Here is a 15,536-nt window from a genome sequence, read left to right as displayed (position 1 = left end):
GGGCCGCCTATCGGATGGGGTTGTGCACGGTGACGAGCTTGGTGCCGTCAGGGAAGGTGGCCTCGATCTGGACGTCATGGATCATTTCCGGCACGCCTTCCATCACGTCTTCGCGGCGGAGAAGGGTAGTGCCGTAGCTCATGAGCTCAGCTACGGTCTTGCCGTCCCGGGCGCCTTCGATGAGCTCGTAACTGATGATCGCCACAGCTTCGGGATAGTTGAGCTTGAGCCCGCGTCCTTGGCGGCGCCGGGCAAGGTCGGCGGCCACTACGATCATGAGTTTCTCTTGCTCACGGGGCAAAAGATGCATCGGCTCTCCTGGAACTGGGCATGGGCTATGAAGTTGAAACCAGCCTAGGGAGCGCAGGTTTCGGTCAGGTTACCAAATGGTCTCACCCGCTGGTCGAATCTACAGGAATTGACCTCAACTTAAGTTGAGGTCCTAGCATCAGTTCCGGTGCGCGCACAAAATCCAGCGCCATCCCGGCCAGTTCCCCAGAGGTGTTTGAATGAGCGGTTCCCTACCCGTGCCATCCCCGCGAGTCAGCGAGCTCTTCAAGAGTGCGTTCCGCGGCCATCCGGCAGGCGTTGCAATAGTTACCGCTACCGGACCCGACGGCGCGGTAGGGCTCACTGCATCATCGGTGGCATCGGTTGCGGTCGATCCGCCGACCCTGGCGTTCTCTGTCACCAGCGGGCGATCCGCTTCCGTCATTGCGGCAGCCCAGACGATCGTGGTGCACCTGGTAAGCGCCGACCAGTTGGACCTCGTCCGGACTTTCGCCGACCCGGCAGCTCCACGTTTCACCGAAAGCATGGACTGGGAGGTGCTGCCCACGGGTGAGCCCCTGCTCAGGGAGGCCCAATGGGCGCTGCGCTGCGATATCGTCCACCGGGCAGCCCTGGGCAGTTCCGTGCTCCTGGCCGCGGAGGTCCTCGATATCAGGCCCAATGCTTCCAGTTCCGCTCCGTTGGTCTACCACAACCGCGAATTCCACACGCTGGTCCAGGGTATTCCGGCTGTGGCCTAGTTGTTTCGCCCGCGGGCTGCCACACTCCAGGTGTCCACCACCGTTCCATTGCGGACCACGGTGACCTCATCCACCAAGTTCATGGCCAGGCACACGTGGTTTGGGATGACCCGAAGCCTGGTACCCAATGCAGGGAGTTCGGCAGAATCCGGCCACACAACTGTGGCGTGATGCTCCGAAAGTGCGGTGACCCGGGCTTCCGGATATTCAGGCAGCCGAGCGTACCCGGTGGCCCAATCCGGGCGGTCGCTGCCCAATATTTTGCTGCCGGCATCCACCACAACGCGTCGCACGTTTCCACCCGTGGCCTCGTGGCGGCTGACGACGGTGGCGGCTACCGTCAGGGCGATGTCCTCCCATTTGCAGCGTTCCAGTTCCAGTTGCTGCGCGTCGCCGAACACGTAGACGCCCGGACGGAGCTCCGTCGCTACCGTTTCCCCGGCGATGAGCGCCGTCGGGGTCGATCCCCCGCTGATGGTGGTCACCTCGAAGCCCGCCTCGGTCAACGCCGTCGCGGCCCGGCCCAGTGCATCGTTTTCGTTGCTCGCGGCACCGGTGGGCATTCCCGGTTTGTAGCTGTGGCCAGGGAACGTGAACACGCCCGCCACCGTCAGGCCCGCTCCAGCAGCGGCACGGGCTACGTCCGCTGCTTCGCCAGGGAGCACGCCGCTGCGGTGATGCCCACTGTCGATTTCGACGAGCACCTCAATCCGCCCCGCGTCCGCGCCCATCTGGTGACCCATCGCCGTCGCGCTTTCCGCAGAATCCACGCCCACAGCGATCCGGCCTGAGGCCGCGAGCGCCCTCAGGCGTTCAGCGCGTGGCGCGTCCACCCAGAGCGGGTAGGCGATGAAAATGTCCCTCACCCCGTCCGCCGCGAAGACCTCGGCCTCGCCGATGGTGGCGACCGTGATCCCCTCAGCCCCGGCGGCCAACTGCTTGCGGGCGATCTCCAGGGTCTTGTGCGTCTTCACGTGCGGGCGAAGCCGCAGACCCCGGCTGAGCATGTTCGACGCCATGCGCTCTATGTTCCGGTCAAGGACATCGGCGTCGATCAGGACTGCAGGAGTAACCACTTCGGCGGGGATCACGTTCATGCCTAAAACACTAACGCCCGCGGCGCGGACTGCCTGCCCGGCATGTTCGACGGCGGCCGGCAGGGTTCGCTTGGCACGTCACACATCGCTCATCCCCTTGCAACGCGCCTGCAACAAAGATGCGTAAGGCTGGGGGCATACGGACGGCGACAGTTGAAGGGAGCGCACATGACTATCGCGAACAGGGACCTTTTCCAGGCGTTGAAGACACAGGCCAGCCTGGCCCAGGCCTTCGGCGCAATGCCGGGAACTGCCGAAGCAGCCCACGCACTGAACGCAGGCGAGTATGTCGAGGCCTGGCACAACGGCCGCCTCTACCATCGGGGAACCGTGGTCAAGACGGTGGCCGGAACAGAACTCTTCTGGCTTCAGGATGAGACCGGAAGCCGACGGCTGCTGGACATGGAATCCATGGAGATCGTGACCGTTGACGAACCTGTCGGGGCAGCCACGGCGCAGGAACCGGAGCCCGGCCCGACCGCCACGGTCACACCTATCTCCGCATTTCCCATGTTCCACGACGGAACGCAGCAGATCGCCTAATTGCCTGCCCTCGCGGCACACTACGTTTGCGCAGGTGAGGGCCTCGATAGGCTGTGCCCATGTCACGCGGAACCGTCAGATCTGCCTATGGTGCACGCGCCAAGGAGTACACCGAGCTTTTCGGGACCATCGACAACACCCATCCCGCTGATCAGGCGTTGATTGCGGCCTGGGCTCACGGGCTCGACGGCAAAGTGATCGACGCTGGGTGCGGGCCCGGGCAATGGACCAACTTCCTTCATGCCCTTGGGGTTGACGCGGAGGGTGTGGACATCGTCCCGGAATTTATCGAATCCGCCAGGCAGCACTATCCAAACACCGCATTCCGTGTGGGGTCGCTGGAACAACTTCAGGTCCCGGACCAGTCTTTGGCGGGCATCCTTGCCTGGTACTCCCTGATCCACACCAGCCCGGACGACATCCCCACCGTGTTGGCGGAGTTCGCCCGCTGCCTTGCACCCGGAGGCAGTCTCTTGATGGGCTTCTTCGAAGGCGAAACTGTCGAAAAGTTCCCGCACGCGGTGATGCCCGCCTACTTCTGGCCCGTCGCGGAGATGGGGAAGTGCCTCGACAGAGCCGGATTCCTGGTAACCAGCTCAAACTTCAGGAAAGACCCAGACGCGCGCCCCCACGCGTCGATCATCGCCACCCCACACCCGGTCCCGCACTGGTTCCCTGAGCACACCGTTGTCCGGCGGGACTGACGAATTACCGAGGGCTCTTGAGGCAAACAAACAGGCCGGAGACTCAAGGTCTCCGGCCTGTCTTGGAGGGTGGGCCCTGTGGGGATCGAACCCACGACCCACGGATTAAAAGTCCGATGCTCTACCAACTGAGCTAAAGGCCCCTCCAGCTGTAGAAACAGCCATGAATACTGTACCCCAACGTCAAGGCAGACGAGGAACTCAAGGTGACGTGCGCCGTCGAGCGTCCAGGCAACCGTTACTCGACCCCGCCAGAGCACAGGAGTACGGTGAACTCATGAGCGAACAGCCAGAACCGCGAGCGTACGGCGGAGCAAACCGGCATCACAAGCCGAAGCCCTTCGCGCCCATCGATTTCGAACCGTTCGCTGGTGGCGCCGACCCCGCGCGGGTTTCGGAGGCTGCGCATCTCGCTGCCCAGGCGCTGGTCAAGCGCGGACGCGACAGCGACGACCCCAAAGTAACCCGCCGCTTGGTTAAGCTCGCGGACGAGCAGGGCCTCGAGGCTATCGCAGAGATGTGGGCCGAGAGCCCGGCGCGAAGCCTCCCCGGCGCGCTGTGGCGGCTCTACGCCCTTCGCGCCGCCACCATCCAAAACCCGGAGCGGATCTCCGTCTACTTCCGGGCCGGACGCGACACCGCGCAGGTTTCCAACGTCGTAGCGGGCGCCGCGGAGCCGCCTGGCGCAGACGAAATGAAGACCATGGCTGACGCCATTTTGTCCGGCGCGTTCGACGGCGAGTTCGACGTCGCGCTGGAACGTTCCGCCGCTTTCTGCCGCGTGGTGGCGCTCGGCCAGGCGACCCTCGCCGACGGCGCAGAGCACAGCAACGAAGGCCACGCCAGTAAGCTCACGCGCAATTCGCACCAGCTCGTCAAAACGGCCGAGGACCTTGAGCATGCGGCCAATGCATGGCGCCTGGGTGAGCTCGACTAGGCAGCAGCAGGGGCGAAACGTACCCACGTCGGGCGCGGACTGTCAATGTTGACTTAGCCCGCCCAACGGTGAAAACTAAAACTGGTGTCGAACCGCGAAACCCCCGGGCTTCAACATATAGCCGCTTCGAGCGGCCTACCGCCGAGAGGCGTATCCGGTTCGGCACCATTTTTATGCCCGGTTGCAGAATGCCCGGGCCAGCACTGGGCCGGACCGGGCAAACGCGCCAAGCTACTTCAGGGTGACCGTGGTTTTGGCCTGTTCCTTCTTGTCGTGATCCAGCTTGCCGTCCGCCGCCGCAGGAGTCATGGTGGCCGAGATCTCAGCCTCCTTGCCGGGCGTGTAGCCGAAGTTCTCGGCGATGTTGAAGGATTCGCCCGGTTTCAATACGAACGGGTCCTTTTCCTTGAGCTTCATGCCTGAGCTGCTCAGTCCGTACTTCTTGAAGCCATCGCTGCTGGAGTCGGACGGCATGCCACCGAGGTACTTCCAGTCCGCGTACTTGGCACTGGGAGTGACCAGCGAGTGGCTCAAGGGGATGTCAGCGGATGATGTGTTGGTGACCACGTAGTTCACGTAGACGATCGGCGCACCCTTCTTCAGCAGGTTTTCCTTGGTTTCCTTGTCCAGGAACATGCTGTCCCTGGAGGCTACATCCGTGGCCACCTGGTAGATGTCGACGCTGAAGCTGTCGCCCTTCATGCTGCCAAGCTTGTCGCCCTTGTCCGTGATCGGGAGGGCCCAGGCCGCTGCCTTGTACGAGCCCGAGGATGCTGCAGCCCCGTCGGAACCTGCCGAGGCGGAGGCGGAGGCGGAGGAGGACGGAGCCGCTGAGGCGGCCGAAGAGGAGGACGACGACGGTTCGGAACCACCCGACGTCGTGCTGGTGGCAGTAGCTCCACAGGCGGTCAAGGCGAGCAATCCCGCCGCCGCAAGGCTGGTGATCTTCACAGTGTTATTGATGCGCACGATTCCCCCATTGAGTGGATAAATTCATTGACGCGCCAAGTCTTGCATGGATGAAAGGGGCGCGGCGATGGGGAGCTCTGCCCTTCGGGGCCGGGGCGCTCACCAAGCAGGCGCGCGGGACCGGTAAAGTTGGGGACGAAACGGGCTGCGTCAAGTCAAGCCGTCCGCCGCCCTATCCGTCCCCAGCCCGGAAGCGACATGAAGCTGCGCCTTTTCCCCCAGGAACCCGCCGGACTCGTACTGCTCGCGCAGATGGCCAGTGTCATCGTGGCCGCCACCGGGACGCTCTCAGAAATCCTCGGAGCCCAAGCCAGCGAACACCAGCGCCTCGCCGAAGAACTGCACGAGCACGAGTCCAAGTCCCTGGACCTGCACTTCGCCCTCCTGACTCACATGCGCACCAGCTTCGTGAATCCGCTCCCCCGCGAGGACATGTACACCCTCTCCCGCCACCTCAACGAGGCGATGGAGAAGCTTGACGCCGCCGGAGACCTGGTGTCCCTCTACAAACTGGACCGGCTGCCCAAGCGTGCCGCAGACCAACTGGAAATCATCAGCCGCCAAGCCGAGCTCACCGTGGACGCCATGCGGAAGCTTGAAGACCTGGACGAGCTGGAGGACTACTGGATCGAGATCCTCCGCCTGGCCAAGCGCGCGGAACGGACCCACCGGATCTGGGTCGCCGAGATGCTCAAGGACATGAAATCGGCGCAGTACGCACGGCACCGGGACATCGCCAACCAGCTGGTGGAAGTAACCAAGGACATGCGGAAGGTCGCCACCCAGGTAGGCAGCATCATCGTCAAGGAATCCTGACGTGACCATCGTCTTCCTTGTCCTTGTGGTGGGGCTCGCCTCAGGGTTCGCGTTCCTCAACGGTTTCCGCGATGTCTCCAACGCGGTGGCCCTGTCCACCCGGACCCGCGCCCTCACGCCATCCATCGCCGTGCTTTTAGCGGCAATCTTCAACTTTGTGGGCGCCATGCTGAGCGGCACCTTCATCCTCGCCTTCACGCAATCGTGGATCACGTTGCCTGCAGGCCCCGGCGGCCTGACCATGCTCGCTTCAGCGCTGGCAGCCTCTATCTTGTGGGGAATCTACGCGTGGTGGAAGGGCGTTCCCCTGTCCTCCACGAACTCGCTGGTGGGCGGCCTGATCGGTGCCGGCAGCGCAAGCATCCTGGTGGGCGAAAGCTCGATCGGCGGGGTGGACGGCGTCGTGCTGACCCAAGTGGTCCTGCCCCTGGTACTGTCCCCGTTGATAGCCTTTGGGGCGGCCTACCTGCTGGTGTGGCCGGTCACCTGGGCTGCCCGCTATACACAACCCAATGTGGTGAACAGGCGTTTCCGGCGCGCACAGGCCGTCTCCACCGCAGCAGTCGCCTTCGGCCACGGCCTCCAGGACGGGCAGCGCACAGCAGCGGTCATTCTCCTGGCAATGGTGGCCGCGGGGTTGTCAGGCGGGGACAACGTGCCGCTGTGGATCCTGCTGCTCACGGCCGTCATGCTCACCGCGGGAACGATGTTGGGCGGCTGGAGGATCTCGCACACCCTGGGCCATAAGCTCATCCGGATAGATCCCCTGCGTGGATTCGTGGCCCAGACCCTCACGTCCGTCATGCTCTTCATCGGTGCGATCGGCTTCCAGCTGCCGCTCTCCACCACCCACACCTTGACGGCGTCCGTCCTCGGTTCGGGGATCAACCAGCGCTTCCACACCGTCAACCGCCGGCTGGTGCGGAGGATCCTCCTGCTGTGGGTGGCAACCCCGGTAGTGACCGCCGTCGTCGCCTTCATCCTCGAATTGGCGTTCTCCCCCCTCGCTAAACTGCCCAACTAGGGCAAGAAAAAACGACGGCGGCCGTACCCCCAAGGCGACGGCCGCCGTCGTTATGTGCCGGCTCCCCCCATAGACGCCGGAACCCTACCTCCCGCTTATCCGAAGCGCCCGGAGACGTAGTCTTCCGTGGCCTTCTGGGCCGGGTTGTTGAAGATGCTGGTGGTGTCAGCGAACTCGATCAGCTTGCCGGGCTTGCCGGTGCCGGCGATGTTGAAGAACGCGGTCTTGTCCGAAACGCGGGCGGCCTGCTGCATGTTGTGGGTCACGATCACCACGGTGTACTGGTCCTTGAGCTCGTTGATGAGGTCCTCAACGGCCAGGGTGGAAATGGGGTCCAGTGCGGAGCAGGGCTCGTCCATGAGGATCACCTGGGGTTCAACGGCGATGGCACGGGCGATGCAGAGGCGCTGCTGCTGGCCGCCGGAGAGGCCGGAACCGGGCTTGTCCAGGCGGTCCTTGACCTCATTCCACAGGTTGGCACCCACCAAGGACTTCTCCACCAGGGCATCAGCTGCGCCCTTGGAGATCTTCTTGTTGTTCAGCTTCACGCCGGCCAGCACGTTGTCGCGGATGGACATGGTGGGGAACGGGTTGGGCCGCTGGAAAACCATGCCTACCTGGGTGCGGACAGTGACCGGGTCAACACCGGGGCCGTAGAGGTTGTCCCCGTCCAGCAGGACCTCGCCCTCGACGCGTGCGCCGGGAAGGACCTCGTGCATGCGGTTCAGCGTGCGGAGGAAAGTGGACTTGCCGCAACCGGACGGGCCGATGAAGGCCGTGACGGACTTGGCTTCGATGTTGATGTTGACGTCCTCAACGGCCAGGAAATTGCCGTAGTAGACATTCAGGTCTTTGACGTCGATGCGCTTAGACATGGTGTTCCTTTGTTCCTTGGGGGTTCTGGAAGTGTAAACGTGGCCTGAAGGGCCAGGCCCGGCTAGCGTCCTGTTTTCGGAGCGAAGATGCGGGCGATGAGGCGGGCTCCGAGGTTCAGGAGCATCACCAGGATGATCAGCACCAGCGCGGCTCCCCATGCACGCTGGTCCGAGGGGCCAGGGTTGGACGGCGACGTCGGGTTGAGGATCTGCGTGTAAATGAACGTGGGCAGCGAGGCCATCCAGCCGCCAAACACGTTGTTGTTGATGGTGGTGGCAAAGCCTGCGGTCACCAGGATCGGCGCGGTTTCGCCGATAACGCGTGCGATCGCCAAGGTGACGCCCGACGCAATGCCGGAGATCGCCGTCGGAATGACCACCTTGGTGATGGTGCGCCATTTACGGACGCCCAGCGCGTAGGAGGCCTCGCGAAGTTCGTTAGGGACGATCTTCAGCATTTCCTCACTGGAGCGGACCACCACCGGGATCATCAGGACGGAAAGCGCGACGGCGGCTACCGCACCGGTCTTGGTGCCGGGGCCGACGATAGCGAAGAAGAACGCTGCCGCGAAGAGGCCGGCCACGATCGACGGGATGCCTGTCATGACATCCACGAAGAACGTGATGGCGCGGGCCAGCGGACGGTCGTTGCCGTATTCCACCAGGTAGATGGAGGTCAGCAGGCCCACAGGCACGGAAATGACCGTGGCAAGAAGCGTGATCTGGATGGTGCCAAGCAGGGCGTGGTAAATACCGCCGAGGACGGGCGCACCGTCTTCCGCTGCTTTGTTGTCGAAGGCGCCGGTGACACCGTTCATGGAGGTGCCCAGGAAGCCTGGGGTGATGAGGCCCGGGATGCCGTTGACCAGCACGGTCCAGATCACCGAAATCAGCGGCAGGAGCGCGATCAGGAAGGCCCCGACAACCAGGCAGGTGGCGAGCCGGTCCTTGGCTTTGCGGGCGCCTTCAACGGCTCCGCTCCAGGAAACGAGGCCCACTGCGAACAGGATCGCGGAGACCAGGCCCCAGCCGAAGGCGTTGAACCCGATGAGCGCCAGAATGGCCGCACCCACGACGAGCGCGACGGCCAGCACAATGTAGGGCGCGGACTTGGGCAGTTGGCCCTTGGTGAGCGCGGAGCGTTTACGGACTGCTGTGGCGGTCATTTAGTTGGCTCCCGAGAATTCTTTGTGCCGGGTGATGATCCAGCGGGCGATCATGTTCACGCCCAGCGTGATAACGAACAGCACCAGGCCGGCGGCGATCAGCGTATTGACCTTGAGGCCGCTGGCTTCGGGGAAGTTCAGGGCGATCTCGGCGGCGATGGTCTGGTTGCCGGACTGGATGAGGCTGGCGGTCAGGACGCCGGAGGACAGCACCAGGGCAACAGCCATGGTCTCTCCCAGTGCGCGGCCGAGGCCCAGCATGATCGCGCTGACGATGCCCGGGCGACCGAAGGGCAGCACGGCCATCTTGATCATTTCCCAGCGGGTTGCTCCCAGTGCGAGCGCTGCTTCTTCGTGCAGCTTGGGGGTCTGCAGGAAGATTTCGCGGGACAGGGAGGTGATGATGGGGAGGACCATGACGGACAGGACGATGCCTGCGGTCAGGATGGTCTTGCCGGTTGCGGATGCCGGACCCGCGAAGATCGGGATCCAGCCGAGGTTGTTGGCCAGCCAGTCATACGCCGGAGAGATTTCCTTGGCCAGGAAGGCTGCACCCCATGCGCCGTAGACGACGGAGGGGATGGCTGCGAGGAGGTCCACCACATAGCCGAGGCCGGAAGCGAGCCGGCGTGGGGCGTAGTGCGAGATGAACAGGGCCACGCCGATCGCTACCGGAGTGGCGATGACGAGGGCGATCACGGCCGCGATGAGCGTGCCCACCACGATCGGGGCGATGTAGGCGAAGAAGCCGTGGCCGCCCTGGATGCTCTCGGGAGGTGCGGTCAACGCAGGGATCGCCTGCACCACAAGGAACAACGCGACTCCGAAGAGAACCGCGAGAATCAGGCACCCTGCGGCCATGGCGGCCCCGGAGAAAACCTTGTCCCCGGCGCGTCCTGCGCCTTGGGAGGTTGTCAGGGAGTTGGTGGTCACTTCACGATCCTTCAGTCTGGAGTGAACTGGTCTTACATGGCTAAGTTCCCTGCCCCGGTCCGGTGCCGCGGTGGCCACCGGAGTGCGGGACAGGGAACTTCAGTGTTCAGCCGGGTTCAGCAAACCCGCCGGGAAACCTTAGGCCTTGGCCTTGATGGTTTCGATAGCGGCCTTGGCCTTGTCCTGCAGCGTCTTGGAGAGCGGTGCGGACTTTGCGGCGTCAGCTGCGGTCTTCTGTCCTTCGTCGGAAACGACGTAGGTTTCGAAGGCCTTGACCAGATCGGCAACTGCCTTGGTCTCGTAGGTGGTGCAGACAACGTGGTACGAGACGAGGACTACGGGGTAGGCGCCCGCTGCGGTGGTCTTGCGGTCCAGCTTGATGGCGACGTCGTTGGCGGCGCGGCCGTCAACAGGCTTGCCGGCTTCGACAGCCTTGGCGGCAGCGTCTGCGGAGATCTTGACGAACTCTTCGCCGACCTTGATGGAAGCGGTACCGAGCTTGCCGGAAACAGCGGAGTCGTCAGCGTAGGTCACGGCGCCGGGGGTGTCGGTGACGGTCTTGACGACGCCGGAGGTGCCCTTGGCGTTTTCGCCCTTCAGGGATGCGGGCCATACGCCGGCAGCCTTGTCGGTCCAGACCTCGGGAGCTGCAGCTGCCAGGTAGTCGGTGAAGTTGCTGGTGGTGCCGGAGTCGTCAGAGCGGTTCACCGGGGTGACTTTGAGGTCCGGGAGCGTAACGCCTGCGTTGAGGGCGGCGATTGCGGGGTCGTTCCAGTTGGCGATTTCGCCGCGGAAGAGTTTGGCGACCGTAGCGGCGTCGAGCTTCAGTTCCTTGACGTTGGGAATGTTGAAGGCGACGGCGATCGGGGAGATGTAGACGGGGAGGTTGATGGCACCCTCGGGGCCGCACTTGGCCTTGGAGGCAGCAAGCTCGTCGTCCTTCAGGTAGGCGTCCGAGCCGGCGAACTGTGCCGAGCCGTCGATGATCGCCTTGCGGCCTGCGCCGGAGCCATCCGGTGAGTACTGCACGGTGGCGCCCTGGTTTGCGGTTGCGAAGCCGGCCTTCCAGGCGTCCATGGCTGCGCCGGTGGAGGAGGCGCCAATGCCGGTCAGGGTGCCGGTGACCTTGGTTCCGGAGGCTGCCGACTGGGTGCCGGCCGGAGTGCCCGTTGCGTTGTCTGAACCGCAAGCAGTGAGCGCGAGAGCGCCGGCTGCGATGACCGCGATTGCCGCGTTGCGGCCGAAGTGAGTTGCCTTCACTTGGATGTGCCCCTTCCAGGGATTCTTCGATGCGGGCCGAACGGAGATTTCGGCGTGCGCGAGCTGTGGACCTTTTTGTTCCTTTACTGAAGGTAAGGAGCGCAGGTAACGGGACCTGTGGTGGAAGGTGAACAGGAGATGAACGACGGCGGACCATTGGGTGATGTGGCGCGCGCCACCTTGAGCGTCGCCCGGGTTGCCGTCGTTGCGGATGCCAGGACAAATAGACTGGAGCACATGGCTGCCGCGAAGGGATTTTCTGCAAGCAAGAGGTTTCTGCGCGCCAGGGTCCGGACCGGCTTGGTTCGCAGCCGGAGTTCGTTGACACCGGCCATCCAAATGACAGTGTGCGCCGTTGGTGCCTACGCCTTTGCCGAATACGTGCTGGGCCACCAGGGTCCCCTGTTTGCTGCCACGTCGTCCCTGATTGCCTTGGGCTTCTCCCGGGACCCCCGCCTGCGCCGGGTTATCGAGGTGGGCCTTGGCTGCACCCTCGGGATCGTTGTTGGCGACTTGCTGCTCCACTGGCTGGGCGCTGGGATCTGGCAGGCCGCCGTCGTTCTTCTCTTCTCCATCCTGTTGGCCAGGTTCCTGGACAGCGGCACCATCTTCACTACCCAACTGGGGCTGCAGTCGTTGTTGGTGGTGCTGCTTCCGGCTCCGGCCGGCGGGCCGTTCACGCGCAGCATTGATGCTGTGGTGGGTGGCGTGTGTGCGCTGCTGGTGACCATCCTGGTGCCCAAGGATCCGCGCAGGGAGCCGCGCAAGGACGTCCAACAGATCCTGCACGAGCTCGCCGAAGTGTTGCGGGAATGCGCCAAGGCCATGATCGAGAGCGACTCCACCATGGCCTGGCACGCCCTGATCCGCGGTCGCAATTGCCAACCGCTGGTGGACAGGATGCGGCAGACCCTGCGTGCTTCCGGCGAGGTAGCCACACTTGCTCCCGCACACCGGAGGCATCGCGACGAACTGGCAAGCCTGGAACATTCGTTGGAGTACATCGATCTGGCCTTGCGCAACAGCCGTGTGTTCGCGCGACGCCTGACCAGTGCCATCAACCACGCGGCACTCTCCGACGAAGCGATCGACAGCATCTCCGAGGTCCTGCAGGAAACCGCGGCCGCAATAGACGAGATGACCATCGGGCTCGCCGAACAAAGCGAGGGTACCCGGCGGGTCCATCTGCGTCGCGCCCGGAACGACCTCAGTGACATCGCCGCCCGGCTCCACCCGAAGATGCTCGACGTCCAACGGCTCGAGGGCGAGACCGTGGTCATGCTGTTCCGCCCTCTCATGGTGGACCTGCTGGAGGCCAGCGGAATGGAACCGGAAGAGGCACGGACGGTCCTCCCACCGCTGTAGCTCCTCCTGGGCCAATAGTGTCGGCCCCCGCCACTACGCTTGGACCCATGGCTTCAAAGACTTCCCGCGCATCAAAGACCCCCGCCTACAAGTGCGCCGAATGCGGCTGGACGGCCATCAAATGGGTGGGCCGCTGCGGCGAATGCCAGGCATGGGGAACCGTGGAGGAATACGGCGCCACAGTGGCACGTACGACGGCGGCCGCCACCGTCCTGGAACCGGCCCGCCGTATCGCTGAGGTTGATGGAACAACCGCCGCGTTCCTGCCTACCGGGGTGGACGAACTCGACCGCGTACTCGGTGGAGGGCTTGTGCCAGGCGCTGTCATCCTCCTGGCCGGGGAACCCGGCGTCGGAAAGTCCACGCTGCTGCTGGACGTCGCGGCAAAGTTCGCGCGCACGGGCCAGGACGTCCTGTACGTCACCGGCGAGGAGTCTGCCGCTCAGGTGAAGCTGCGCGCCGAACGGATTGACGCCGTCGCGCACACCCTCTACCTCTCAGCTGAGACGGATCTGGGACAGGCCCTTGGCCAGGTGGAAAAGCTTGAGCCGAAGCTGCTCATTGTCGACTCAGTCCAGACGCTCAGCAGTGCAGACGTGGAGGGCAGCGCGGGCGGTGTGTCACAGGTACGTGAGGTAGCTGCCTCGATCATCGCCGCTGCCAAACGACGAAACATGACAACCCTTTTGGTGGGCCACGTGACCAAGGAAGGCACCATCGCCGGGCCGCGCCTGCTGGAGCACTTGGTGGATGTGGTGTGCCAGTTCGAAGGCGAGCGCCACTCCCGCCTTCGCCTGCTGCGGGCGGTCAAAAACCGCTATGGTGCCACGGACGATGTCGGCTGCTTCGACCTCAACGAGTCCGGCATTGAAGGCCTGGCGGACCCAAGCGGGCTTTTCGTGTCGCGCACGCGTGAACCGGTGTCCGGCACGTGCATCACGGTGACCATGGAGGGCCGGCGCCCCTTGCTCGCCGAGGTGCAATCGCTCCTTGCGGAGAGCCCCAATTCCCAGCCCCGGCGCGCAACGAGTGGGCTGGAGAGCTCACGGGTGGCCATGCTGCTGGCGGTCCTTCAACAGCGGGCCGGGTGCATGCTGCACAAGGATGACTCCTACGTTGCCACCGTGGGCGGGGTGAAGCTGACGGAACCGGCCACTGACCTGGCGGTGGCGTTGGCTGTTGCCTCGGCGAAGTCGCGGAAGGCACTCCCCCAGAGACTCATCGCTTTCGGCGAAGTCGGGCTGGCCGGCGAGGTCCGTCCTGTTCCCGGAATCAACCAGCGCATCCAGGAGGCACACCGTCTCGGATTCACCCACGCGATCGTTCCGGCAAGCCCGGCGGGGGCAGGTGTGATTCCCGAGGGCTTCTCTGTGCGCGAGGTGGGCCACTTGGCAGAGGCGTTGGAGTTGCTGATTACTCAGGCATCATGATTGAGCTGCGGACCGCGGATCCCTAGGATAGGACGAAAGCGCAGCTCAGGAAGGCTCGGTGTTTGTTTTTGGGGGAGCAACCAGTGGAAGACAGCGCGTCCCGCAAGGAGAACCGCGCCGAGCTGTTGAGGGCGTTCACGTTGCCGGCGGTGATTGGCTTGGCGGTACTCGGTATAGCCGGGGTTAACTTCGCCAACTCACTGTCCCAGCGGGAGGCAGCTGCAACGCCGTCGGCCGCGGCCTGCGAAGTCACTCCGCGAAGCGAACTGGCCCCGGCGAACGGGACGTTGTTTGGCGTCAATCTGGATTACCATTCCAAGTCCTTGGCGACATTCGCCAAAGACCTGGGCCACAGACCCGCCGTCAGTGTTTCATTCACCGGCTTTCCGTTGACACCCAAGGATGAAGAAGACCTCCAGAAGGCCGTTGAGCAGATCCACGCAGACGGCCGCATGATGCTCCTGACGCTGGAGCCTGCCCAGGGCTTGAACGCCGTCACCGATGACACAGCCACGGCCTTGGCCAAGGACTTGGCGCGGTTCAACAAGGAGGGCGTCCCGGTCATCGTCCGGTTCGCGCACGAGATGAACGGCTCCTGGTACGCGTGGTCGCAGCAGCCCCAAAAATACGTGGCCGCGTTTCAGACGCTTGCCAAGGCAGTACATAGGGACGCGCCCGGTTCAGCCATGATGTGGGCACCCAACTACGGCGGCGGTTACCCCTTCGCCGGGGGCCAGTTCGAGGCCAAGCCGGGGACCCCGGAATTCGCTGCCTTGGACACTAACGGCGACGGCGCACTGACGATGAACGATGACGCGTATTCGCCCTATTACCCGGGTGATGAGGCCGTGGACTGGGTGGGCATGTCGCTGTACCACTGGGGCAACAAATATCCGTGGGGTGAGAACGAACTCCCTGAGCCCAACAAATTCACGCAGCAGCTCACGGGAACATATTCCGGCGCCAACGGTGACGACACGCTGCTGCCCGATTTCTACAACGTCTACGGCGTCCAGCACGGCAAGCCGGTAGCCATCCCTGAAACGGCGGCGCTCTTCGCTCCGTCGGCCGGAGGGGAACAGGAACTGGCCATCAAGGAGGCCTGGTGGAACCAGGTCTTCAGCCCTGCAACCCATCAGCAGTTCCCCTTGCTGAAGATGATCAACTGGTTCGAATGGGACAAGCAGGAAATCGAGGTCAAGGGCCGCGTTGACTGGACTATTTCCAACACGCCGGCCGTGCGGGAAGCCTTCACAGCTGCGTTGCCGGAATGGTTCCAGTACGGCCCGGACCAGCCCTGCCAGGCCAAGCCGTAGGGAGGCGGGCCCTACGAGCCGCTGATCCGTTAACCCTTCCGGGGTGTCGTTCCTTATCCGGCTGGACGGT

The 15,536-nt window shown here is 63.9% G+C and carries 16 protein-coding genes and 1 tRNA gene; 9 read left to right on the top strand and 8 right to left on the bottom strand.

The window, feature by feature from the left end; translation table 11 throughout:
- Window positions 1-7: 7 nt before the first annotated feature.
- Window positions 8-310, bottom strand: coding sequence for an urease subunit gamma (locus QRM57_RS12575; RefSeq protein ID WP_235520323.1), 303 nt, complete (start codon window positions 308-310; stop codon window positions 8-10).
- Window positions 311-509: 199 nt separating this feature from the next.
- Here QRM57_RS12575 and QRM57_RS12570 point away from each other — a divergent pair, with 199 nt between their 5' ends.
- Window positions 510-1,031: a flavin reductase family protein gene (locus QRM57_RS12570; RefSeq protein WP_284986857.1), complete on the top strand. Its 522-nt coding sequence runs from the start codon at window positions 510-512 to the stop codon at window positions 1,029-1,031.
- Here QRM57_RS12570 and QRM57_RS12565 read toward each other — a convergent pair.
- The gene (locus tag QRM57_RS12565) at window positions 1,028-2,128 is read right to left on the bottom strand and encodes a D-TA family PLP-dependent enzyme (protein ID WP_284986856.1); all 1,101 of its coding nucleotides are present in this window, start codon (window positions 2,126-2,128) and stop codon (window positions 1,028-1,030) included. The genes QRM57_RS12570 and QRM57_RS12565 overlap by 4 nt on opposite strands.
- 168 nt (window positions 2,129-2,296) lie before the next feature.
- On the opposite strand from QRM57_RS12565, the gene QRM57_RS12560 reads away from it, so the two are divergent.
- Together QRM57_RS12560 and QRM57_RS12555 are read left to right on the top strand one after the other, a co-directional pair.
- On the top strand, window positions 2,297-2,671 hold the full coding sequence (locus QRM57_RS12560) for a hypothetical protein (RefSeq protein WP_284986855.1): 375 nt from the start codon (window positions 2,297-2,299) through the stop codon (window positions 2,669-2,671).
- A 59-nt stretch (window positions 2,672-2,730) separates the two neighbouring features.
- Window positions 2,731-3,375, top strand: coding sequence for a class I SAM-dependent methyltransferase (locus QRM57_RS12555; RefSeq protein WP_284986854.1), 645 nt, complete (start codon window positions 2,731-2,733; stop codon window positions 3,373-3,375).
- 70 nt (window positions 3,376-3,445) lie between these two features.
- Here the strand turns inward: QRM57_RS12555 and QRM57_RS12550 are convergent.
- Window positions 3,446-3,518, bottom strand: a tRNA-Lys gene (locus tag QRM57_RS12550).
- A 134-nt stretch (window positions 3,519-3,652) separates the two neighbouring features.
- On the opposite strand from QRM57_RS12550, the gene QRM57_RS12545 reads away from it, so the two are divergent.
- Window positions 3,653-4,312: a hypothetical protein gene (locus QRM57_RS12545; RefSeq protein WP_235520328.1), complete on the top strand. Its 660-nt coding sequence runs from the start codon at window positions 3,653-3,655 to the stop codon at window positions 4,310-4,312.
- A gap of 231 nt (window positions 4,313-4,543) precedes the next feature.
- Here QRM57_RS12545 and QRM57_RS12540 read toward each other — a convergent pair whose 3' ends face one another.
- On the bottom strand, window positions 4,544-5,281 hold the full coding sequence (locus QRM57_RS12540) for a hypothetical protein (protein WP_284986853.1): 738 nt from the start codon (window positions 5,279-5,281) through the stop codon (window positions 4,544-4,546).
- A 198-nt stretch (window positions 5,282-5,479) separates the two neighbouring features.
- Here QRM57_RS12540 and QRM57_RS12535 point away from each other — a divergent pair, with 198 nt between their 5' ends.
- Together QRM57_RS12535 and QRM57_RS12530 are read left to right on the top strand one after the other, a co-directional pair.
- Window positions 5,480-6,097, top strand: a complete 618-nt coding sequence (locus QRM57_RS12535) for a DUF47 domain-containing protein (protein WP_257370300.1) — start codon at window positions 5,480-5,482, stop codon at window positions 6,095-6,097.
- A 1-nt stretch (window position 6,098) separates the two neighbouring features.
- Entirely contained in the window at window positions 6,099-7,121 is a 1,023-nt protein-coding gene (locus QRM57_RS12530; protein WP_284986852.1) for an inorganic phosphate transporter, read from the top strand.
- Between the two features lie 95 nt (window positions 7,122-7,216).
- Here the strand turns inward: QRM57_RS12530 and pstB are convergent, their stop codons facing one another.
- The 4 genes from pstB to pstS form a co-directional block, all read right to left on the bottom strand.
- The gene (gene pstB / locus QRM57_RS12525; protein ID WP_235520333.1) at window positions 7,217-7,996 is read right to left on the bottom strand and encodes a phosphate ABC transporter ATP-binding protein PstB; all 780 of its coding nucleotides are present in this window, start codon (window positions 7,994-7,996) and stop codon (window positions 7,217-7,219) included.
- Between the two features lie 62 nt (window positions 7,997-8,058).
- On the bottom strand, window positions 8,059-9,162 hold the full coding sequence (gene pstA / locus QRM57_RS12520; protein ID WP_257370302.1) for a phosphate ABC transporter permease PstA: 1,104 nt from the start codon (window positions 9,160-9,162) through the stop codon (window positions 8,059-8,061).
- Window positions 9,163-10,095 carry a phosphate ABC transporter permease subunit PstC gene (gene pstC, locus QRM57_RS12515; RefSeq protein WP_235520335.1) on the bottom strand — a complete coding sequence of 311 codons (933 nt, stop codon included), beginning with the start codon at window positions 10,093-10,095 and terminating at the stop codon, window positions 9,163-9,165.
- Between the two features lie 138 nt (window positions 10,096-10,233).
- Window positions 10,234-11,355, bottom strand: a complete 1,122-nt coding sequence (gene pstS, locus QRM57_RS12510) for a phosphate ABC transporter substrate-binding protein PstS (RefSeq protein ID WP_235520336.1) — start codon at window positions 11,353-11,355, stop codon at window positions 10,234-10,236.
- 237 nt (window positions 11,356-11,592) lie between these two features.
- On the opposite strand from pstS, the gene QRM57_RS12505 reads away from it, so the two are divergent.
- From QRM57_RS12505 to QRM57_RS12495, 3 genes are all read left to right on the top strand, one after another.
- On the top strand, window positions 11,593-12,720 hold the full coding sequence (locus tag QRM57_RS12505) for an FUSC family protein (RefSeq protein ID WP_284986851.1): 1,128 nt from the start codon (window positions 11,593-11,595) through the stop codon (window positions 12,718-12,720).
- Window positions 12,721-12,767: 47 nt separating this feature from the next.
- Window positions 12,768-14,150 (top strand): DNA repair protein RadA, encoded by a 1,383-nt coding sequence (gene radA, locus QRM57_RS12500; protein WP_235520338.1) that lies wholly within the window; start codon window positions 12,768-12,770, stop codon window positions 14,148-14,150.
- 83 nt (window positions 14,151-14,233) lie between these two features.
- Window positions 14,234-15,466, top strand: a complete 1,233-nt coding sequence (locus QRM57_RS12495; protein WP_284986850.1) for a glycoside hydrolase family 26 protein — start codon at window positions 14,234-14,236, stop codon at window positions 15,464-15,466.
- Window positions 15,467-15,536 lie beyond the last annotated feature (70 nt).

Origin of the sequence: Arthrobacter sp. fls2-241-R2A-172 (assembly GCF_030208885.1) — a bacterium.
Taxonomy (GTDB): domain Bacteria; phylum Actinomycetota; class Actinomycetes; order Actinomycetales; family Micrococcaceae; genus Arthrobacter.
This window is presented reverse-complemented; position numbering and strand designations above follow the sequence as displayed.

Coding starts and splice junctions, on each gene's coding strand:
- QRM57_RS12505 (WP_284986851.1), top strand. CDS start 11,593: ATGGCTGCCGCGAAGGGATTTTCTGCAAGCAAGAGGTTTCTGCGCGCC.
- QRM57_RS12570 (WP_284986857.1), top strand. CDS start 510: ATGAGCGGTTCCCTACCCGTGCCATCCCCGCGAGTCAGCGAGCTCTTC.
- QRM57_RS12565 (WP_284986856.1), bottom strand. CDS start 2,128: ATGAACGTGATCCCCGCCGAAGTGGTTACTCCTGCAGTCCTGATCGAC.
- pstA (WP_257370302.1), bottom strand. CDS start 9,162: ATGACCGCCACAGCAGTCCGTAAACGCTCCGCGCTCACCAAGGGCCAA.
- QRM57_RS12575 (WP_235520323.1), bottom strand. CDS start 310: ATGCATCTTTTGCCCCGTGAGCAAGAGAAACTCATGATCGTAGTGGCC.
- pstB (WP_235520333.1), bottom strand. CDS start 7,996: ATGTCTAAGCGCATCGACGTCAAAGACCTGAATGTCTACTACGGCAAT.
- QRM57_RS12555 (WP_284986854.1), top strand. CDS start 2,731: ATGTCACGCGGAACCGTCAGATCTGCCTATGGTGCACGCGCCAAGGAG.
- QRM57_RS12535 (WP_257370300.1), top strand. CDS start 5,480: ATGAAGCTGCGCCTTTTCCCCCAGGAACCCGCCGGACTCGTACTGCTC.
- QRM57_RS12545 (WP_235520328.1), top strand. CDS start 3,653: ATGAGCGAACAGCCAGAACCGCGAGCGTACGGCGGAGCAAACCGGCAT.
- radA (WP_235520338.1), top strand. CDS start 12,768: ATGGCTTCAAAGACTTCCCGCGCATCAAAGACCCCCGCCTACAAGTGC.
- QRM57_RS12560 (WP_284986855.1), top strand. CDS start 2,297: ATGACTATCGCGAACAGGGACCTTTTCCAGGCGTTGAAGACACAGGCC.